The following is a 22,339-nucleotide window of genomic DNA, read 5'->3' on the forward strand; positions in this document are numbered from 1 at the left end:
AAACAGGAGCTACTAATTTCTATACAAAAGAACAAGAACATGAGGGTTGTTGACATCAATAAATTACCTACTATTAGCATTATATTAACCTTTTTGTTAATATGACTTTTTTAAAGATAATTTTTTGTGGAATCGCTATATTAAAACAAAGTGTTCTAGTGATTTCATATGCATCATCCCTTTCCAAACAAACCGGACATTGGCAAAATTACCTTAATCGAATCAATAAGACCAACCTAAATTCTTCATCACAGATACGTACATAAAAAGGGCCAACAATTTAATTTTATAAGTATGGAACATTTTATATCTCTACTAAATTTAAGATGTATTGAGTAAAAAAAAACTGTCCGAATAGTACATATAATACTATCGGACAGTTTTCTCAAAATATAAGGACAGAATCCTTTTTATTTTTTTAGCGGACAACCCTTCCTGATCCGGAGCCACCCATTAGGGCTTCGACCTCAGAACGTGTCGAAAAATTAAAGTCCCCTTTTATAGAGTGTTTTAGGCATGAGGCGGCAACAGCATATTTAACCGCTGTTTTGGAATCTTCCAAATCCGGGGTATTCAAGGCAAAAATCAATCCACCTGCAAAGGAGTCACCTCCGCCTACCCTATCCACAATGTTCTTGATTTGATAGGATTGATAATTCCCCTCGGCATCTAATGGTGCGAAAAAAGGTTCGTCCAATTTAGCATCATAGAGCATGGCACCCCAATTATTGTGCGAAGCAGAAAGGCTCTCGCGCAAAGTAATGGCGACCTTACTTACATTTGGAAATTGTTTCACCACTTGTCTGGCAACATCAGGATATCGTGAAGTATCCAATTTTCCTGAATGTACATCGGTATCCCCGGCCCTAATACCTAAAACATCATGGCAGTCCTCTTCATTTCCGATAACCACATCTATAAAAGGTAGAATAGTGCGCATAGTCTCTTGCGCAAGTTCGCGCGCAGTTTTCGTCTTATCCCAATCCCATAATTTACCTCTAAAATTAAGATCGATCGATACAGATGCACCGGCAGCTTTAGCTTTTTGCGCAGCCACTAAAGTAGCCTCTGCAGCATTTTTTGAAAGCGCAGGGGTGATTCCACTTAAATGCAACCATCCGGCGCCATTAAAAATTGCATCCCAATCATATGCGCTAGCTGGGGTAATGGCAACGGCTGAATCTGCTCGATCATAAATGACATTACTAGGGCGTTGATTGGCTCCCGTTTCTAAAAAATAGAGCCCCAAACGTCCTTTGTCTGTTCGCAGTACGTATTGGGTATCGATACCCACAGCACGAACAGCATCCATTGTAGCCTCTGCCAAGGCATGTTTAGGCAATGCGGTAACATAGCGGGCTACCCCCCCAAAATTACAAACAGAGGCAGCAACGCTTGCCTCGGCTCCTGCATAGGTTACCTCAAATTCACGTGTTTGGCGTAATCTTAAATTCGCTGGTGAGGCCATACGCCCCATTATCTCCCCAAAGGTTACAACTTTTTTCATGTTTGTTTATATCTAAAATCCCATTACCTGGGATCATGTTAATTGAGTTATTTTTTATTTGTTCTTATTTGATCGATCAAAGTTCTGATCTCACGGGCATTTTTTGTGATGGTCTCCCAATTCCCGGCTTGGATCAAAGGTCTTTTCGCAACCCATGAACCGCCAATTGCGGTAATTAAATCGGATTGCAGGTAAGTACTCGCATTGGCCAGGTTACAACCTCCTAAAGGAATGAACTTCAACCCTAAATATTGATATGGAGCTACCATATTCATAAGGTGGTTCATGCCACCCGAAGTTTCTGCAGGAAAATATTTCAGAATACGGCAACCTTCTTCCAAGGCCATTTCAATATCTGTTGGGGTCATGATTCCAGGTGCGAAGGAAAGCCCTAACTTTTTGGCTTCCTTAAGTACCCTTGGATTACACCCGGGAGAAACTGCAAAATCAGCATCCACATCAACTACAGCCTTTACTTGATCTACGGTCAGTACCGTTCCAAAACCGAGTGTCATCTCCGGAACGTCTTTTTTGATAGCTTTAGCCGCATCGATTGCAGCCGGGGTTCTCAATGTAAGTTCAATGGCATCGACCCCACCTTCAAGAAGTGCTTTTGCAACGGGTACGGCATGTTTTACTTCATCAATAATCAACACCGCAATAATGCCGGCATTGTCTATTTTTTGTATTAGTGCAGGCGACATGGCCTGTTGTTCAATAGGTTGCATATGTGTTTTGTATAATTTTCGATTAATATTGTCCCAGGTCAGAGGGCCACTGAGATTCTTTTTTTGACCAAATAGTCATCCAAGGCCAAATGCGAACAGTCATGACCGATACCGCTATTCTTTATGCCACCATGAGGAAGGTATATAGAATATTTTACCCCGTTTACTTGAATCTCTCCAAATTGAAGATCCCTGCTAAAGCGTTCTATTCGTTTATGGTCGTTGGTAAAAATATATGAAGCCAATCCGAACTCGGTATCATTGGCCAACTCTAATACCTCATCATCGGTAGTAAAACGCATTATCGATGCAATGGGCCCAAAAGTTTCCTGTTTAAAAACCCTCATTTCGGTGGTCATACCACTAAGAACGGTAGGTTCTAACCAATACCCTTTGTCCATGCCTTTCGGAATATTGCCCCCATATTCCAGTTTTGCACCTTTACTAACAGCATCTTCTATTAGATCGAACATACGGTCACGGTCTTTACGTGTGACCAAAGGCCCCATATCAGGTTCCTCATCAACACCGAAACCTAATTTAAGTTTGGATACCTTTTCTATATATGCAGCAAGGAATTTGTCATAGATTCCATCCTGAACGAATATTCTATTGGCCGCTACACAGACCTGACCTGTATTTCCAAATTTTAGGGCAATAGCCAAATCCAAGGCTTGGTCAAAGTCTGCATCGTTAAAGACCATGAAAGGGGCGTTACCTCCCAATTCCATTCCTAATTTTTTTATCGAAGTAGTACTATCGGCAATTACTTTTTGACCAGTTGCCGTAGACCCTATCATAGTTAGTACTGCGGGTATTTTACTCGTTGTCATAGTGGTGGCCACCTCACTGCTTGGTCCTGTCAAAATATTCACCACCCCAGCTGGGAAATCAATATCATGTAATATTTCGCCTATCAAATAGGCCGATAATGGTGAAAGGGCCGATGGCTTAATAATTATTGAACAACCGGAAGCCAGCGCAGGGCCTAATTTAAACCCAACATTCAAGAGGGGAAAATTCCATGCCAAATAAGCTACCGCAACCCCGGCAGGTTGGTGCACCATTTTATGGGTATGGGTATTTTCATAATCTGGGATTTGTTCGTCCCTAAGATTTTTCATTGCTGCGGGGTACCATTCAAGTCCATTGATTACCCCTTCGATATCTTCCCATGCCCCCGCATAGGTTTTACCCATTTCATGGACCATAGCAGAACGTAGTTCGGATTCTTTATCCAATACAGCACTTCTTAACTTGCTCATCCATTCGGTTCTTTCGGCAAGGGACAATCTAGACCAATATTCAAATCCTTTTTGGGCAGCTTCCAAAGCTTTTAAGGCATCCTTTTTGCCAGCCCAGGCAATTTCCGCCACCTTTTCCTCAGTTGCAGGACATATGACGGCTCTACGTTGACCATCTGCTGCATCTACTAATTTTCCTCCTATATATAATTTGTGGTATCCAAAATCCATTGTTTTCATGATTTAAAACTTAATAAAGGTACTTATTTTGGTATCCTGATATTTCTTCAAGGCATCCATATTTACATCAACACCCAAACCTGGACCTTGTGGTACTTGTATAAGGCCATTTTCTACTTGGACACAACTGTGGGTAACCTCATCACGTAAGGCATTTTCAGTACGATCCAATTCCATGGTCGGTAAATCATCGAATAGTCTTCCGGGGTTTTTGTCCAGATTGGCCACAAAATGTATGGCAGCACTTATAGCTATCCATGTACCCCATGTGTGTGGTACAAGATCCTTGTTGAAGGCCTGGGTCAAGGAAGATATGCGTTTTGCCTCGGTAAGGCCACCTGCTGCACAGATATCTGGCTGGGCAATATCGACACATTCATTTTCCAACAAACGTCGAAAGCCGAATTTGAGGTATTCACATTCACCACCTGATATTGGTATAGAAGTGCTTTCCCTGAGTTTGCGGTAGCCCTCATAGTCTTCTGGGGAAACAGGCTCTTCGAACCAAGAAATATCGTATTGTTCCACTTTTCTGGAAAGTTCAATAGCTTCCCTATAATTATAGGCATGGTTGGCATCGATCATTAATTTCATATCTGGACCAATGGCCTTTCGTATGGCCCGAACAAATTGTTCATCTTTTTTGATTCCTAAGCCCACTTTCATTTTAAGGGCATGGAATCCCTGGGATTTATACAATAGGGCCTCCTGAATCAGACTTTGTTCAAGATCGTCAACATTCGTAAAATAGAGCCCTGTAGCGTATGGCTGTATGACAGGGTTTTTGATACCTCCCAACAATACAGCTACCGGAAGGTTAAGTAATTTTCCTTTGATGTCCCATAACGCAACGTCCAAAGCGCTAATTGCCGCCTGTAACGTACCACTTCGGGCATAGTCCATAGAACGACGGTACATTTCTTCCCAGATTACTTCATGTTGTAAAGCATCTTTCCCCATTATAAAGGAACTAAAGAAATCTATACCCGCTTTAATGACATCGGCCGGGCCGTAACCTTCCCCCCAACCATAAGTACCATCTTCCAAGGTTATTTTAACAATACATATTTTTCTCGTGTCGTACTGCCATTGTGAAAAATAAAAGGGGGTGTCCAGTTTGTGGACAATTATAAAGGGTTCAATTTTCGCTATCTTCATGATATTGGTCTTTTCCTCAAGGTTTTGTATTTGCTGTACTTTTATCGATATTTAACTAAGCAATCGATTATGTAGTTTATATTACAAGGCATTTGTTATTGTCTTTTTCATTAATCAATTTTGGATTTAAAGGCAATTAACCTCTACCCTATCCAAAAAACAATCACTGCCTGAACCACATACATTTTACCCCACAAAAGAACAGCAATATCGCATATGTGCACAAACGCATTCTAACCACCACTTACATTATATTAACAGTTTTTGCACACTCTGAATCAAAAAGTTTAAACAGCAGGCTATTCCCTCTTATTTATACTACTCGCGTTATTGTTCATGGTATATAATAAACTATTGGTCGTGTTGATCATGATTCTTTTTTTACCAAAAAAAAGGCGGCGAGAAAATTTCCCACCACCCTAACTAACGTAACAAACTAACTCAAATGATATTCTAATTTTCAGTTATATCAATCTTTATTTGATACCTCTTCAACTAATAATACTTATTGTGCTCAAGGACGGCCTATGGCCACAATTTGATTCTTATTTGCCGTAAAAATTATGGTTTATTTATTCATTGGCCGTTTTCATCATTTTTTCCATTTCTTTCCTAACCAATTCCGGAGATCGATATCTGTCCATCCTATCCAAGTCATATTTTTCAAATTCCCTTCTTAACATCCACATAGGCCGTTGTAAGGTCAATTCCCATTGAAACAACTTTTTATACATAGCACGCAAACGGTCCGGATATTCTGAAGCCAAGTTATGTTGTTCTGAGATATCTTTGGATAAATCATAAAGTTCAGCCGGTCTATCTGGAAAAGTCAATAGTTTCCAATCACCTTCCCTAAAATCGGCCCGATTTTCTTTTTTCCAAAATAATGTCTCATGTGGTCGGGCTTTGTTACTGCCATTGACATAAGGCAAAAGATCTACACCGTCTATGTCTTTCAAATTTTTCACATCCCCACCTCCGGCAACATAAAATGTAGGTAATAGGTCAAAAGTGCTCACAGGGTAATTATACGTAGTATTTCCTTGTAGATGTTTAGGCCATCGCATTAAGAAGGGAACTCTTAAACCGCCTTCCAAATGATTGGATTTAGTTCCGCTCAAAGGCAAGTTTATTGAGGCATTCTTATCTGTTGGCCCTCCATTGTCATTGGAAAAAACCACAATGGTATTCCCATCAAGACCTAATTCCTTTAATTTATCCAACACCCTCCCACATGCTCGGTCCAAAGCTAAGGTCATTGCAGCCACCTCTTTACGTTTTCCTATCAAATCCGGGAATTTTTCCAAATCCTCAGGAGTGGCTTCCATGGGTGTATGTACAGCATTAAAAGCCAAATAAATAAAGAAAGGCCTATCTTTATTTCTCTCGATAAATGAGACTGCTTTATCTGCAAACACATCTGTGGCATAACTTTCCGGCTCCTCAAAATGACCGAATCCACTTTCCATTCTTTTGTCCAAATGACCCTTAGGTATTTCTGGATAAGCGAAATAACTTCTATCACCTCCCCTAAAACCATAGAACTCATCAAACCCCCTGTTCAAGGGGTGAAAACGGTCTGCGTCACCTAAATGCCATTTACCGAACATAGCATTGGTGTAGCCCAATCCTTTCAAATAATCAGCCATTGTAACTTGATCCAAAGGTAGCCCCATATCATCTCCCAAAAACTTGGAATTCTCACTCATATAACCTGGTACGTTTATTTCTTCATACCCAAATCGCTGTTGGTATTTACCTGTCATCAACCCTGCCCTTGAAGGGGCACATACAGCATCGGTAACATAAGCTTGTGTAAATTTCACACCCGTTTCTGCCAGCTTATCCAGATTTGGGGTCTTCATGACCTTACTGCCTTGAAAACCAAAATCGGCATACCCGGCATCATCGGAAAACAAGAAAACGATATTTGGTTTATTTTGTGCTTCAATAGCTATATGGAATACCATAAAAACTACTAACAATAATGTGTTTTTCATCGTTAATCAGAATTAATTTGAACATTGGTTTTTCAAAATCCCAGTCATAAGTTCTCCTTTTAAACTATTAAATTGATTTGGTGCTAAAGAGGACATGAACAAATTAAACAATCGACCAAATTATATCCTTAACACACAAATTGAATAATAAGATTATCGGGTTTATCTAACAACACCATAAAGTAATCGCAATTTTCATTAAGGAACTAGGCCATATTTAACTAGCACAAACACTATATTATCTATTTTATTAGAAGTAATTGAGTATTATATGTGGAGATAAGGTTCTGTAGATAAAAAGCTGAAAAGACCTTATGGTCATCGTATTACCAAACCTTTTGAAATTATCGCAAGGTATATTCCTATGGTATACAAAATGCAAGATTGGGAAAAATAAAACTCCAATGACATTCACTGAGCTTTAACTAAACAGCTTCGAGTTGTATTTTAGCCTTATACTGCTCCATATACTCTGTAGGGGTCATTTTCATTAATGCCTTGAACTGTCTATTGAAGTTCGTCAATGTATTGAAACCTGAATGGTAGCATATGGTCGTAATCTGTAATTTTCCTTCGATTAGCAGTTTACAGGCGTGTCCTATTCGAATTTCATTCAAATATTGCACAAACGACTTTTGGGTTCTTTTTTTAAAATAACGGCAAAAGGCATTTGGGGCCATGTGGGCAATTGAGGCCACCGATTCGAGTTCTATCTTATTTTCAAAATTTTCGTTGAGATAGGAGATTATCCGTGCCATACGTTCCTTCTCTGTCTTTTTATAGGAATTATCAAAACCGTTAGAACATAAAAATTCATAATTTTCGCTTACCGATAATATGTCCAATATCTTTAAAAGACCTACAATTCTTGAGAGTCCTTCTGCTCGAACAAGACCCATCATTTGGGTATGTACCAAATAGGTTGCCGCTTTCGAAAACTGTAGACCCCTATTGGCATTTTCAAAAAGCATTTGAATTCTTTTCGTTTCTGGAAGATCTTTAAAGGCTTCCCCTAAAAAATCGCTTTTGAATTTAACCACGATAAGATCAACCGCTCCTTCTTCATCATTATCATTATAATACTCCCTATGGTTCCTAAAAAGATGGGGGACATTGCTACCAATCAAATACAGTTCCCCTTCCTCAAAATTACCAATGGAATTTCCAACATAACGCGTGCCAGTACTTTTAAGAAAGTAAATCAACTCCAGTTCAGGGTGAAAATGCCAATCTTGCTCAATGCAGGGCATAGTGTCCTGTCTTGCCAAAAAGGAATTTTCAGGCTTAACATTGGTCTTTTTGTATGTTAACTTCATTTTTTTATAAGTATTATCAACAATTTTAAAACTTTGGGATTAACGAATAAAACAATTAATAACTCTAATATAGTAATATATTTACAATATATTATTATTACGTTAGTTTTAAAGGTAATATATTGCTAATCGCGATAATAGCCTAATGTTATAGGTGCAATTTTTAAGCTGTTTTTAATAAAACACAAATGACATTGTATTTCGAAAAAAAATACTTAAAGTCAATTCCTTTAACAAGGGACTGAATATTGTACACAACAATAAGATTCATGAATACATCCCTCCTAAAACTGCTTGGGAACAAATTATTAGGTCAAAGTGTAAATTGAGATACTTTTTTTAAATGTGTTTGATTAACCCATCTCCAATTATAAAACCTTAAAGCATTGTTATTTAGACAGTTATAAATTCGGTGCGTAAATCGGTGCGTAAAACATCTACTAAATACGATAAATTACTGTATTTCAGCTAGTTAAAAATTTTAGGATAGTTCCTCTTTCTCCGCAAAAAGAAACCCATAACGAAAGTTATGGGTTTTTTGTTTTATAGAAAGTTTAAAATGATGAAGTCCAAAATTACCATGACAATTTGAGGGATTATTTTAGGTGGTATATGATAAGGAATATCATGCGAGACACTTAAAATATAATATTCAGATTTAATAACAGCAATTACACACTGCAACTTATTACTAATTAAAACTTCATATCCCCATTCTAAATTACCCCTCCATCTCAATATCCATTAAACTAAAAACCAATATACTGCATTTCAACAGTACAGTACAGGATGCTAAATACTAAAATCCCACTTATAATTGTAATGGGTTCAGTTCAATATTTAAATAGGAAAAACTAACTTATTTACTGTTTTCCCAAAAAACTCTTGAATATGAAAGATTATCCATTTTTATGATAGAAACCATTTTTAAAGTTTATACTATTTTAAGGATAATAAAGTCATTTATCGGCCCACAAAAAAACCTTTTAGTTTGATTTCAATAAGTTTCTTAATTATATATAAACCAATGCCACTCTAAAACTATGTAGTCCCATTCGCTTCTAAAATAACAAATTGCACTGCAACTAATAACACAATAAATGAATCGTAAAGATTTTATACAAAGATCTACATTGGCAGGAATAGGCCTAACACTCCCTTTGGGCGCATGGCTTTCTTCCTGTACCGAAACACCAAGTAAAGAACATTCCCCTGAATTCAAAAAGTTGACCTATGATTTATTGAAAAATTGGTGCGATGGACTGATAAAAACCCAAATCATGGATACTGAAGACCCTAAAATCCATGGTATGTTCAAATGTCCGGCATGTAATAAGGTTCATGGACGAATGATGGATGCCGTTTATCCTCTCCTTGCTATGGCAAAATACACGGGAGAACAAAAATATCTAGATTCTGGAATAGCAGTAATGGAATGGGCACAAAACGTGACCTTGCCCAGTGGCGCATGGTCCAATGACCTTAACCCAAAATCTTGGAACGGCATTACTGTTTTTGGAGCTATTTCATTGGCGGAAGCTTTACATTATCACGGTGACCTTTTGGATGACCAGCGTCGAAAAAACTGGACAGACAGATTGGCCCGAGCCGCTGATTTTATTTATAAGAAATTCCCAACAATGGATGTGACCAATGTGAATTACGGGGCAACTACCATTTATGCCCTAAACCTTATTGGTAAAATACTCAACAAACCTGAATATCTGACTCGCAGCAAAGAACTGGCCGAATCAATAAAAACATACTTTACGGCACCCAACAATTTTTTATACGGCGAGATAAAACCCAGTGCACATAAGTTAAGTGCTAAAGGATTACCTGGAGTGGACTTAGGCTATAATGTGGAAGAATCTTTAAACAATATTGTGCTATATGCAGTTCATGAGAACGACACAGAACTCCTTGATCTTTTAGACAAATCATTGAGCACCCATTTAGAATTTATGTTACCTGACGGGGGTTGGGACAACGGTTGGGGAACACGAATGTTTAAATGGACCTATTGGGGCAGCCGTACATGTGATGGCAGTCAACCGGCTTTGGTCTTGATGGCCAACCGTAATCCGGCATTGGGTACGGCAGCGGTAAAATATACGGAATTACTGAAAAAATGTACGAACAACGGCTTATTACATGGGGGCATACACTATGTTTCACATGGGATTAAACCCTGTATACACCATACTTTTGCCCATACCAAACCATTGGCTCATTTGTTAGACAATTGGGATAATCTGCCCAAAATAGACACTACTGTACCCCTACCTAGAAGCACCGCTGATGGAATAAAACACTATAAGGAAATAGACACCAGTCTGTTTGCTCGTGGCGATTGGAGAGGAACCGTAACGGCTTATGATGCAATTTATAAAGATGGTCATTATCGTCAAGCAACAGGTGGGGCCATATCTCTTTTATACCATAATAAAGTAGGACTTTTATTGGCTGCAAGTATGGCCAAGTATGAATTGGTTGAATCGTTGAACCAACAACCTAACCCAGGGGAAGATTTCCCCTTTACCCCAAGGGTAGAAACAGTACATAAAGACAAATGGTATTCCAACATTTTTGACCGTGCTGCCAATATTTCTTCAGTGGATACAGATGGAAAAATCCGTATAGATGCCCAATGTCAATTGAAAAATGATGAAAATGAAGCTGTTGAAGAAACTGCTTCTGAATTCAGTTTAACCTATCATTGTTCCGAAAGCGCTTTGCAGATTTTGGCAAACACCAACCAAAAAATCACCTCGGAGACCGCTTTTGTTTTGCCGATTATTTCACCCACTGGAGAGGCCGTAACACAGGTAAACCCAAAAGAGATAACCGTACAAAAACCAAAAGGTTTGGTTAGGATAACTTCAAGTGTACCCCTAAAAATCAAGGAAATCCCGAAGGAACGAATCTTTAATATGGTACCAGGGGCAGAAGCAATTCCGATTATGGCGTTTTTTGAAAATAATGAAAATACAGTATCCATTACGATAGAAGTATCCTAGAAATTTATTTCTAAATCCAGACAAATGAAACAGGTTTCTTTTCTTTACTTTACAAAAAAGCACTTATTACTACTTTTATGTTTAGGCATTTTTTCTTGTAAGCAGGAAAATAAAAACTTGTCCCCATTTGAATTAACGGTCAGTGAGGGTTTTGAAAACCCAAAAGGGTTTTATGATGCTACTCCGACTTTTTCTTGGAAGCTTCCAGAAAACATAAAATCACAAACTGCCTATTCCATTGTTGCTGCAAGTTCCCCCGACCTTTTACCAAACAATCCTGATGTATGGAAAAGCGGAAAAATAATATCTGACCATTCCATATTCATTAAATATGAAGGTCCAAATTTGGTTTCAAGACAGAAAGTATACTGGCAGGTTAAGTATTGGGATTCCCAAGAACAACCATCGGAATGGAGCGAGATAGCAAATTTTGAATTGGGACTTTTAAAGAATAATGATTGGAAAGCCCACTGGATAGGAATCAATACTGCAAAAGACAGCATCAAAGGGGTACGGGAATTTTTAATGCATAGACCTCAATATTTGCGAAAGGTATTTGAATTAACTACTGATATCACCTCAGCCAGATTGTACATTACGGCAAAAGGTGTTTTTGATGTTCATTTAAATGGCAACGATGTGAGTAATGACGTTATGCCACCGGGATGGACCCCCTATGACAAACGCATTGAGACCATCACCTATGATGTTACCGATTTAATAGAATCAGGTCAGAATACCTTAGCCGTAGAATTAGCTTCTGGTTGGCACTCTGGGAGAATCAGCAGAGGAAAGGCTCTTTATGATAATTTGGCTTCGCCTAAAATGTTATGTCAATTAGAGCTAGAATCAATAGATGGCTCAAAGAAAATCATAGTCTCCGATAAAAGTTGGAAAGGTACGACCAACGGCCCCATCCGATTGGCCGGCATCTATGATGGTGAAGTATATGACGCTAATCTTGAAATGCCGGATTGGACAAAGACCTCTTTTAACGACAAAGATTGGAAAAGTGTTGAAACCGAAGCTATCCTGGACTCCGTCAAATTAGAACCTAAACGCCATAATACGGTAAAACAAAAAACGATCATAGATGATGTGACTATTGTATCAGTAGACAATAACTCGGCAATTTTCAATTTAGGGCAGAACATGGTAGGGGTGCCCAAGTTAAAGGTCCCGATGAAAAAAGGGGACACCCTGAAAATCCGTTTTTCTGAAATGTTACTTTCAGATGGTACTTTTTACACTACCAATTATCGTTCTGCACGATCAACCGATTATTATATCGCTGCTAAAGACGGTATTGCAGAATATACACCAAAGTTTACCTTCCACGGATTTCAATTTGTAGAATTAAGGGGATTTGACCAAAATGCCAAACCAAGATCAGATTGGGTACAGGGCCTTGTGCAACATTCAAATTTCAAGGTAAATGGAACGTTTACATCATCACATAAAAAATTAAATCAACTCCAAAGCAATATTACTTGGGGTTTGCGTGACAACTTTTTTGATGTCCCCACAGATTGCCCACAACGCGACGAACGTTTGGGATGGACAGGAGATGCACAAGTTATTTCGCCTACCGCTATGTTCAATTATAATACACATGCTTTCTGGACAGCATGGCTACAAAGTATGCGCGAAACCCAATCTGAACATGAAAATGGTTTAATACCATTCATTGTTCCTGATGTGCTTCAAAATAATAATGCCAGTTCAGGTTGGGGTGATGCCTGTGTTATTATTCCATGGGATATTTATAATATTACGGGAGATGTTACGGTACTTGAAGATAGTTATGAATCTGCAAAAAAATGGGTTGGATACTATGAGTCTAAAGTTAAAAAGAAACCCTATATACCGATAATGCATTCTTTTGGAGATTGGTTGCAACCTTATCCTTCTAAAAGTTTAAAAAAGGGAAATAGAGGTGATACACCAAAGGAATTAATTAATACCGCTTATTTTGCGCATTCGGCGCATTTAATATCTAAAATTGCAGGTGTTTTAGGTAAAACGGATGACGAAAAAGAGTATAAAAATTTGTATAAAGCTGTTGCTAACGCTTTTGAAAATGAATTTTTTGACGAAAACGCTAGGTTTAAACAAGACAAGCAAACTCAAACAAGTTATTTACTAGGTATATATTTCGATTTATTTAAACCAGAATCCAAAATAAAAGCGCAAAACCATTTGCTTGAAGAAATTAAGAAGGCGGATTATCATTTAGGAACAGGGTTTTTAGGAACACCAATTTTACCCAAGGTTTTGGATGATATGGGTGAGATTGATTTAATGTATAAAATTTTGTTCAAAGAAACCTATCCGTCTTGGTTTTATTCTATCAATCAAGGAGCGACCACCATGTGGGAACGCTGGAATAGTTATAATAAGGAAGAAGGTTACAACCCGCAAAGTATGAATAGCCTGAATCATTATGCTTATGGTGCCATAGGCCAATGGATGTATGAAAGAATTGCAGGAATAGCTCCTTTGGAACCTGGCTATAAAAGCATTAGAATTGCCCCAATTCCAGGAGGACCTCTTACATCGGCTGAAGCTAGCTACCACTCCCCTTATGGAAAAATAAGTTCTGCATGGAAAAAAGAAAATGGTTCATTTTATTTGAATGTTACCGTTCCTCCAAATACCACGGCAATAATCAATATTCCTGGGAATACAGAAAAAGAAATAAAAGTCAATGGTGGTAACATTAAAGACTATCAGAACATAAGAATGATGGATTCGCAAGAAGGTTCTTTTGAAGTTTTGGTGCGACCCGGAACCTACAGTTTTAAATCAAATTTAAATTAAATGGGGAAAAAATTTATCTGGTTCATATTAACGATCACACTATTCACCAATTGTAATACACATAACGAAAAGGAATTCATTTCCTTACGTAATATAAAATTCAATACCGATTGGAGTTTTAAGCTGATCGATGAAAAATCGGCCTCACAACCTGATTTCGATGATTCTAGTTGGGACAAGGTTAAAATTCCACATGATTGGAGTATTGAAGGGGAAATCAATCGAGATAACCCTTCTGGACCCCAAGGTGGATTTTATCCCGGTGGCATAGGTTATTACAGAAAAAACTTTGCTTTTGAAAAAACATGGAAAAACAAACGGGTTTTGATAACTTTCGATGGGGTAATGAGTAATAGTGAAGTATGGATCAATGGCAAATCACTAGGGAAACGTCCTAATGGGTATGTTGGTTTCACTTATGACCTAACCCCATATTTAAATGAAAGGAACAATGAATTAACCGTACGCGCAGATAATTCCGCTCAACCGAATAGCCGTTGGTATACAGGCTGTGGAATTTACCGTAATATCTGGTTGAATGTGAAAAACAAAATTGCAGTTGCCGAAAACGGTACATACATTATAGCCCGTAATATTACCGATGATTCCGCAGAAATACATATAGAAACCACTTTAGACAATACATTACCAACAGATGAAAAGGTTCAAATCATTAATGAAATATACAATCCTAAGGGAGAAAAGGTATCGGAAAGCACGGTAGATCAATATGTACTGAAAAACGCCCAAAAGATAATAAATCAAAAAAATGATGTTAAGAACCCAGATTTATGGTCAACGGAATCACCGATTCAATATACTTTAATGACCAAGATCACAAAAGACAATATTGTACTTGACACCTATAAAACCAAATTTGGTATCAGGGATATTAAGTTTGAAGTTGAAACCGGTTTCTGGTTAAACGGAAAAAACATCAAAATTAAAGGCGTTAACAACCATCATGACGCAGGACCGGTCGGCGCGGCCGTACCCGAAGATGTACTTCACCGTAGACTTAAGATCCTGAAAGATATGGGGTGTAATGCCATCCGTACGGCACATAACCCATTTGCTCCAGAGTTTTACAAACTTTGTGATGAAATGGGCTTTTTGGTAATGGATGAGGTTTTTGATGAATGGATTGCCTCCTGGCCATGGGTTGATTATAAAAATGAAGGTAAGGTAAAGCATGGTTATCATGAACATTTTGAACAATGGGCACAACAAGATTTAAAGGATATTATACTTCGCGACAGAAACCACCCAAGTATTATTATGTGGAGTGTCGGTAATGAAATTCCAGATCAATGTTACCCCGAGGGACCAAAACGGTTAAAGCCATTAATGAAAACCGTTCATAAATTGGATAATACAAGACCTGTAACCGCAGGCTGTTGCTTCATACATTTGGCCAACGACTCCGGTTTCGCTTCCATGCTCGATGTTACAGGTTACAACGGTGGTGGTGGGTCCGTTTTTTATGAAAAGGACAAAATAACTTATCCTAATAGAAAGTTCATTGCTACGGAGATTCCCCATTCGTTTCAAACCAGAGGGGTATATAAAACCAAAACGGTGATGAGGTCACCTAAGCAAGGTATTGCAGTACCGGATTTAACACAGGAAGAGGTTTTTCCCGAATTCTCAAATTTTTATAACTCCTCTTATGATAATTCAAGTGTTCGAATAAGTGCCCGGGATTCTTGGAGAAGAACAGATAGTCTAGACTATGTAGCAGGGGAATTTAGATGGACAGGTTATGATTATTTAGGTGAAGCCATAAATGGTTGGCCGGCCCGTTTTCACAATTTCGGAATCATTGATCTATGTGGTTTCCCAAAAGACCATTATTATTTCTACAAAAGCCAGTGGACGAATGAACCGATGGTACATATTTTGCCACATTGGACATGGCCAGGAAAGGAAGGGAAAGTTATCCCTGTATGGACATATTCCAATGCCGAAGAAGTAGAGCTTTTCCTTAATGGTGAATCGTTCGGTACAAAGCGTAATGAAGGGCAAATGAATCTCTCTTGGAATGTACCTTACGAGGCAGGAACAATAAAGGCGATTGCCAGAACAGACGGCAAAGTAGTAAGTGAAAAAATTGTAAATACAGCTTCAAAACCGGCTAAAATTCAAATTCTGGCAGATAAGGAAACTATGAACGCCGACGGCGAAAGTTGTATACACTTAGAAGTCAACATAATCGATAAAGATGGCAATCTTGTACCCAATGCAAACAATTTAATTCATTTTAAGATAACCGGGCCGGCTGAGAATATCGGTGTTGACAATGGAGATCCGTTGGACTTGGCTTCAACCAAGATTAATGAACGAAAGGTATTCAATGGCAAATGTTTACTGATACTACAAAGTAAGTTAGAAGAAGGAAACATTAAGGTCGAAGCCTATTCGGAGGGGCTTACGCCAAAAACGGTTGAATTAAATGCATTGACCGTAAAACAATGAGCATAACCTTATTAACAATCGTCAAAGTAAGATGACCTTTAAAATGGCCAAACAACTATTATATTAATGACTGGGCAATTTACGGCCATACATGGTATCACCGACTGGATAGGAGCTCTATCAAGAGAAGAATGGTGCAAAAAGAACAAATCGGAAATTTGCCCAGACCCAAGCTATGAATACAATCTATTTGGTAAGCCATAACAGTCAAGTTCTGAAAAAAGAAGTGTTGCAAGCCGTTGAACGAATGAAAATACATAATAGCAGTAAATACAACTATATGGTGTATTGAAATTGATTAGGAACTTTTTTAGTGAATCAATTAAAAGTCATCTATGTTAATACAGATGAAAACCCATAAGATCAATCTAGATCACCAAATAACCATGCTGAAGTAAATAATGACTTTTTCAACACCATATAATAATAAAGTAAACAACCGAAATCCTAAATAGGGAGATGAAAACAAAATACTACATAATAATCACACTAAGTATACTCCTACTTGCATGTGCTGAAAAAAAAGAAAAATCAATACCAAAAAAAACAGAACATCCCAATGTACTTGTTTTAGCTGTAGATGACCTGAATACGATGATTGGAGGACTTGACGGACCTGCTAAAACACCGAACATAGACAGATTAATTTCAAATGGGGTGGTGTTTTCCAATGCGCATTGCCAAGCTCCTTTGTGCGGACCTTCAAGAGCTTCTTTAATGACAGGTTTAAGACCTTCTACAACCGGTATCTATGGTATGGTTCACGACAATAATATACGTTCAGGGAATCCGGCAACCAAGGATATTGTCATGCTCCCTGAATACTTTAAACAAAACGGATATCATACCATGGGCATTGGAAAATTGTTCCACAACCATGCTCCAGATGGTGTTTTCGATGAATCGGGCGGCCGGGTAAAAGGTTTTGGACCTTACCCTCCAGAACGTTTTGTTTGGGATGGTTTTGGTACATCTGATAGAAAAAAATACGGAAGAACAAGTACCGATTGGGGTGCTTTTCCTGAAGCTGATTCGTTAATGCCGGATCATCAATCGGTAGATTGGGCGATGGAACGACTGAATAGGAAACAGGATAAACCTTTCTTTATGGGGGTAGGCTTTTTACGGGTACATGTACCCTTATATGTGCCACAAAAATGGTTCGACATGTATCCGTTGGACAGTATTGAAACAATACCTTATAGGGCAGATGACCTCAATGACGTTCCTCCGATTGCGCTAAAGATAAACGACCTTCCCATGATGCCATCTACCGAATGGGCCATTAAAAGCGGGGAATGGCCTAAGATCATTCAAGCCTACTTGGCATGTATCAGTTTTGTTGACAATGAAATAGGCCGATTGTTAAACGCTCTTGAAAATAGTGAATATGCCGATAATACCGTCATTGTCTTATGGTCTGATCATGGCTACCGGTTAGGTGAAAAAGGTACGTTTGCCAAGCATGCCCTTTGGGATCCCGCTACCAAAACACCTCTTATTTTCGATGCACCCAATCTACCAAAAGGGAAGATAGTTGACAAGCCGGCCGAATTATTATCTATTTACCCAACGCTTCTAGAACTTTGTGGTCTCCCCGCTTATGAAAGAAACGAAGGTAAAAGTTTAGTACCGCTCATGATGGGTGAAACTGAAGAAGAACCTTCAGTTGCCATTACGACCTTCGGAATGAAAAACCACACCATTAAGTCCGATCGTTACAGATACATTCGATATGAAGATGGTGGTGAAGAACTATACGATCATAAAACCGACCCAAATGAATTTACGAATCTCGCCAGGAAACCCCAATATAAGGAAGAAATAGCCAGGCTTAAAGAATTTTTGCCAAAGACAAATGCCCACTGGGATCAAAATTCATCCTATACATTTCAACCTTATTATGTAGAACAAAAAGCAAGAACAAATGGAACTATTAATAGGCCTGTCAAGGTAATTGGAGCAGACCACTAGTTCGTTATTATAGTAATTTAAAATATCACATAGTAATGGCATTTTAGTGTTGAAATATACCCAGTTACGATTGCTAAGTGTACAAATGAATTGTTGATTACAATGTAATCAACAATGAGAGCACCCCCTGAACATTCATTTAACAGGATTACGAAACATATAAACAACCCCTTGATCGGAATATATAAACCTGTTTTTACTAAAGGCAATTAAGCTGTAAATATTAAAAATAAACAAGAGGGACTATAAACGAGTCACAACAGCATTACCTCACAATTTACACCTACCAATTACTGCCTTTCAATCTACTTTTTTACATTTAATCAAAGAAGTAATGAATTGTTGAACAAATCAATACTTTTTCTATTTGTACCAATAGAAATCTTAATTATTTTATCAGAATAGATTAGAACATTCATAATTGCAATACGGGCCAACATAGTGCCGACTCTTCAGTCTTACCACGAAATGATTAGAGATCGATTTTTATAAATCACATCTATTTATTATAAAAAATTCTTTCCAATTTGAGGATGTATTGGATATCATTTCCTTATTAAAAACAACTCTCATAACCTAAAATAAATCAAATCTCCATTTGTTGTATATTGTATTTTTTAACCATATAATTGATATAAAAACAATTTAATAGTTATTTTTTTGTGATTTTAATATCATTTGCCAACCCCTATAAACATTAAGCAAATCAGTTTTTTTTTGTCAATTGACACAAAAAAGAACAGGATAGGACAGGATAGTGTTAAAAGATTCACAAAGTATATTCATAAAATCAACTCACAAAACAATCAACTTATGAAAAGAAAAAAAACTAATTCCCGTAATTTCTGGAGTGGGGTTTTAACCCTTCTCTGTGTCTTTAGTTCGGTGGTTGCATGGTCGCAACAAACCGTATCAGGAAACGTATCCGCAGACGACGGCCCATTACCAGGGGCATCCGTAGTTATAAAAGGAACAACTACAGGCGTGAGCACAGATTTTGATGGCAATTTCACGATTCAGGCAGAGCCCCAAAGCGTTCTTGTAATCTCTTATATAGGCTATGCTCCAAAAGAAGTTGTTGTCGGTACCCAAACACAAATCAATGTGCTCTTACAATCAAGCAACGAATTAGATGAAGTCGTTGTTATCGGTTATGGAACCACAACGAAATCTGACTTGACCGGTTCTGTTGCATCAGTAAGTTCTGAAGAAATCACCCAAGTCCCTTCTTCAAGGGTAGACCAAGTATTACAGGGTAGGGCAGCCGGAGTCCAAGTGACACAAGTTAGTGGTGCGCCGGGCGCAGGAACAGCTATTAGAGTTAGGGGTGGTAATTCCATTACCGGAAGTAACGAACCACTTTGGGTCATTGATGGTATTGTTGTCGGAACAAATTTCAACCTGAACAACATTAACGCAAATGATATAAAATCCATAGAAATATTAAAAGATGCCTCTTCTATAGCCATTTATGGTTCAAGAGGTGCAAATGGCGTTGTATTATTAACCACTAAAAATGGCCTAGGTGTAGGAACCGGAAAACCTGAAGTAAGTGTAAATGTATATACAAGTATGCAGATGTTACCTGAACTTCCGGATTTATTATCACAAGCGGAACAAATCGCTTTTACCAACGAAAGTGCCGAGTTTAGATCTGCCGCATTACCATTCCCTAATGACCCCTCTACCTATCCAGATAATGATTGGGTTGATTTGGTAACAGGTCCAGCTCCTATATATAATGCCGATGTATCCATTTCAGGGGCTTCCGAAAACGTTAACTACTACAATTCTATCAATTATTTTAATCAAGAAGGGATTGTAAAGAGCACTGGTATTGAAAAGTTTATTTTCAGATCAAATTTAGATATAAAACTTAGTGATAATTTGAAAGCAGGATTCCGTATCAATTATTCTAGAATAAAACAAGATAATGGTCTTACCTCATTTGGTGGCAACGCTTTTGGAACATTGCGTACACAACCCATATACAATGAAGACGGTACTTATAATGGGTTTAATGATGTTATCGGTTCGCCATTCTCGAACCCGCTTGCAAATTTTGAATTGAACACCAATGAGACCTTCACCAATAACTTGTTGGGAACCGTTTATTTGGAATACAAGCCAGCACCAGCCTGGACTATTCGTTCGACTTTCAGCCCAGAATTCAATAATACAAAACAAAATAGATTCAATTCTAGTCAATTACCTGGCAATCTGGCCATAGGGGTAACCGATGGTGGAACTGCAAGCGTACGGACCGTGGCAAGTACTGGTTGGAATAATGAAAACACTATACAATATCAAACCGATATCAATGAAAACCATAGCCTTACCATACTTGGTGGAGCCTCTTTTCAAAAAGTTACTACAGAAACCACCGAAGCAGAAGCCGCCGGTATTACCAGTGATGCTACCGGATTTAACAATTTAAGTAATTCCGATCCAGCCAGATCAATAGTGAACAGTGGTTATAGCGGATTTCAAATAGCTTCTTTTTTTGGAAGGATAAACTATAGTTATAAGGATAAATATCTATTAACCTTGGTGGGAAGAACAGATGGTAGTTCAGTTTTCGCTGAAGGAAATAAATATGAGTTTTACCCTTCGATTGCAGGTGCATGGAAAATTAGTGAAGAGGCATTTATGCAAGACCAAAACTTATTCAAGGATTTAAAATTAAGAGCTAGTTGGGGACGTTCAGGTAACCAAGCCATCGGAGCATACAGAACACTTGGAGTTTTAACGGAAGCGAACACTACTTTAAATGGATCTGAAGTACCCGGTCTAACATTGGGTAGGCCTTCAAATCCCAATTTAAAATGGGAAACCACCACTTCATTGGACATAGCATTGGAAGCATCACTGTTTAACGGTAGGTTATTTACAGAATTCAATTACTACCAAAAAGAAACCAATGACCTCCTGTTGGATGTTACCATTCCTAGGCAAACCGGATTTACCAGTCAGTTGCAGAACGTTGGGGCCCTTGAAAATAAAGGATGGGAATTATTGGTGAATTCCACCAATATATCAAATGACAATTTTAGTTGGAACTCTACGATAACCTTATCGTCAAACAAGAACAAAATATTAGATCTTGGTGGACAAGAATTTATTGATGTCGTAGTAGACCCCATTATTGGCTCGGGTAATACTCGATTGATCGTAGGTGAATCGGTTCCTGTTTTTACAGGGGTAAATTATCTGGGAACCTGGAAAAGTCAGGAAGAAATAGATGCTTCCGGCCTTTCCTCTCAAGTAGTTGGAGGAGCAAGATTTGAGGATTTGAACGGAGATAATATTATTTCAACAGAAGATAATGTTGTTTTGGGTAGTCCGTTTCCCGATTTGATCTTTGGATTCGAAAATTCATTTTCATACAAAAATTTTGATTTTTCATTTTATTTTCAAGGTACCACGGGCAATGAAGTCTATAATTTAAGAATGCGTAATCATTATTTTAATCGTGGTGAAACGGTGAAATTTGGAGATTTACGTGACCGTTGGACAGTTGAAAACCCAACTTCCGACATTCCAAGGGCAGGTGGTGATTCGGTTACAAACACACCTAGTAATTCGGAATATGTTGAAGACGGCTCTCACATTCGTCTTAAAACTGCAAGGATGGCCTATAATTTCCCAATAGAAAAAATGGGCTTAGACGGTATAAAAAATGCAACCGTATATGTATCGGGAAGTAATCTGTTGTTATTTTCGAAGACTCGTTTGATTGAGCCTGAGGCCAGTAACTTTGGCAGATCTGGATTAGGTAATATAGCACAAGGATATTTAAATGGTGAATATCCCAATCCTCGTGTTATTACACTTGGTCTAAACATAACTTTTTAAAA

11 protein-coding genes are annotated in these 22,339 nt (G+C 38.2%); 5 read left to right on the forward strand and 6 right to left on the reverse strand.

The window, feature by feature from the left end; translation table 11 throughout:
- Window positions 1–418: 418 nt before the first annotated feature.
- The 6 genes from R3X28_RS09225 to R3X28_RS09250 all read right to left on the reverse strand — a co-directional run bounded on the left by R3X28_RS09225 (window position 419) and on the right by R3X28_RS09250 (window position 8,193).
- The gene (locus R3X28_RS09225; RefSeq protein WP_282055801.1) at window positions 419–1,507 is read right to left on the reverse strand and encodes a sugar kinase; all 1,089 of its coding nucleotides are present in this window, start codon (window positions 1,505–1,507) and stop codon (window positions 419–421) included.
- 47 nt (window positions 1,508–1,554) lie between these two features.
- A complete protein-coding gene (locus R3X28_RS09230) occupies window positions 1,555–2,235 on the reverse strand; it encodes a bifunctional 4-hydroxy-2-oxoglutarate aldolase/2-dehydro-3-deoxy-phosphogluconate aldolase (RefSeq protein WP_317664044.1) in 681 nt (226 codons plus the stop codon).
- A 38-nt stretch (window positions 2,236–2,273) separates the two neighbouring features.
- The gene (locus tag R3X28_RS09235; protein ID WP_317664045.1) at window positions 2,274–3,719 is read right to left on the reverse strand and encodes an NAD-dependent succinate-semialdehyde dehydrogenase; all 1,446 of its coding nucleotides are present in this window, start codon (window positions 3,717–3,719) and stop codon (window positions 2,274–2,276) included.
- 3 nt (window positions 3,720–3,722) lie between these two features.
- Window positions 3,723–4,877: a mandelate racemase/muconate lactonizing enzyme family protein gene (locus tag R3X28_RS09240; RefSeq protein ID WP_317664046.1), complete on the reverse strand. Its 1,155-nt coding sequence runs from the start codon at window positions 4,875–4,877 to the stop codon at window positions 3,723–3,725.
- A gap of 572 nt (window positions 4,878–5,449) precedes the next feature.
- Window positions 5,450–6,877: a sulfatase gene (locus R3X28_RS09245; protein ID WP_317664047.1), complete on the reverse strand. Its 1,428-nt coding sequence runs from the start codon at window positions 6,875–6,877 to the stop codon at window positions 5,450–5,452.
- Between the two features lie 425 nt (window positions 6,878–7,302).
- Window positions 7,303–8,193, reverse strand: a complete 891-nt coding sequence (locus R3X28_RS09250; RefSeq protein ID WP_317664048.1) for an AraC family transcriptional regulator — start codon at window positions 8,191–8,193, stop codon at window positions 7,303–7,305.
- Between the two features lie 1,100 nt (window positions 8,194–9,293).
- On the opposite strand from R3X28_RS09250, the gene R3X28_RS09255 reads away from it, so the two are divergent.
- From R3X28_RS09255 to R3X28_RS09275, 5 genes are all read left to right on the forward strand, one after another.
- Window positions 9,294–11,213 (forward strand): hypothetical protein, encoded by a 1,920-nt coding sequence (locus tag R3X28_RS09255; protein WP_317664049.1) that lies wholly within the window; start codon window positions 9,294–9,296, stop codon window positions 11,211–11,213.
- A 117-nt stretch (window positions 11,214–11,330) separates the two neighbouring features.
- Window positions 11,331–14,033 carry a family 78 glycoside hydrolase catalytic domain gene (locus tag R3X28_RS09260; RefSeq protein WP_317664050.1) on the forward strand — a complete coding sequence of 901 codons (2,703 nt, stop codon included), beginning with the start codon at window positions 11,331–11,333 and terminating at the stop codon, window positions 14,031–14,033.
- Complete coding sequence (locus R3X28_RS09265; RefSeq protein WP_317664051.1) at window positions 14,034–16,508, forward strand: glycoside hydrolase family 2 TIM barrel-domain containing protein; 2,475 nt, start codon at window positions 14,034–14,036, stop codon at window positions 16,506–16,508.
- Between the two features lie 459 nt (window positions 16,509–16,967).
- The gene (locus tag R3X28_RS09270; RefSeq protein ID WP_317664052.1) at window positions 16,968–18,482 is read left to right on the forward strand and encodes a sulfatase; all 1,515 of its coding nucleotides are present in this window, start codon (window positions 16,968–16,970) and stop codon (window positions 18,480–18,482) included.
- 813 nt (window positions 18,483–19,295) lie between these two features.
- On the forward strand, window positions 19,296–22,337 hold the full coding sequence (locus tag R3X28_RS09275; protein WP_154367056.1) for a SusC/RagA family TonB-linked outer membrane protein: 3,042 nt from the start codon (window positions 19,296–19,298) through the stop codon (window positions 22,335–22,337).
- The last annotated feature ends 2 nt before the right edge of the window (window positions 22,338–22,339 follow it).

The organism is Maribacter sp. TH_r10, assembly GCF_033101095.1.
GTDB classification, from domain to species: Bacteria; Bacteroidota; Bacteroidia; order Flavobacteriales; family Flavobacteriaceae; genus Maribacter_A; species Maribacter_A luteus.

What these genes read in the sequence shown, in the direction of transcription:
- R3X28_RS09225 (WP_282055801.1), bottom strand. Translation starts at nt 1,507, where the DNA reads ATGAAAAAAGTTGTAACCTTTGGGGAGATAATGGGGCGTATGGCCTCA.
- R3X28_RS09230 (WP_317664044.1), bottom strand. Translation starts at nt 2,235, where the DNA reads ATGCAACCTATTGAACAACAGGCCATGTCGCCTGCACTAATACAAAAA.
- R3X28_RS09235 (WP_317664045.1), bottom strand. Translation starts at nt 3,719, where the DNA reads ATGAAAACAATGGATTTTGGATACCACAAATTATATATAGGAGGAAAA.
- R3X28_RS09240 (WP_317664046.1), bottom strand. Translation starts at nt 4,877, where the DNA reads ATGAAGATAGCGAAAATTGAACCCTTTATAATTGTCCACAAACTGGAC.
- R3X28_RS09245 (WP_317664047.1), bottom strand. Translation starts at nt 6,877, where the DNA reads ATGAAAAACACATTATTGTTAGTAGTTTTTATGGTATTCCATATAGCT.
- R3X28_RS09250 (WP_317664048.1), bottom strand. Translation starts at nt 8,193, where the DNA reads ATGAAGTTAACATACAAAAAGACCAATGTTAAGCCTGAAAATTCCTTT.
- R3X28_RS09255 (WP_317664049.1), top strand. Translation starts at nt 9,294, where the DNA reads ATGAATCGTAAAGATTTTATACAAAGATCTACATTGGCAGGAATAGGC.
- R3X28_RS09265 (WP_317664051.1), top strand. Translation starts at nt 14,034, where the DNA reads ATGGGGAAAAAATTTATCTGGTTCATATTAACGATCACACTATTCACC.
- R3X28_RS09270 (WP_317664052.1), top strand. Translation starts at nt 16,968, where the DNA reads ATGAAAACAAAATACTACATAATAATCACACTAAGTATACTCCTACTT.
- R3X28_RS09275 (WP_154367056.1), top strand. Translation starts at nt 19,296, where the DNA reads ATGAAAAGAAAAAAAACTAATTCCCGTAATTTCTGGAGTGGGGTTTTA.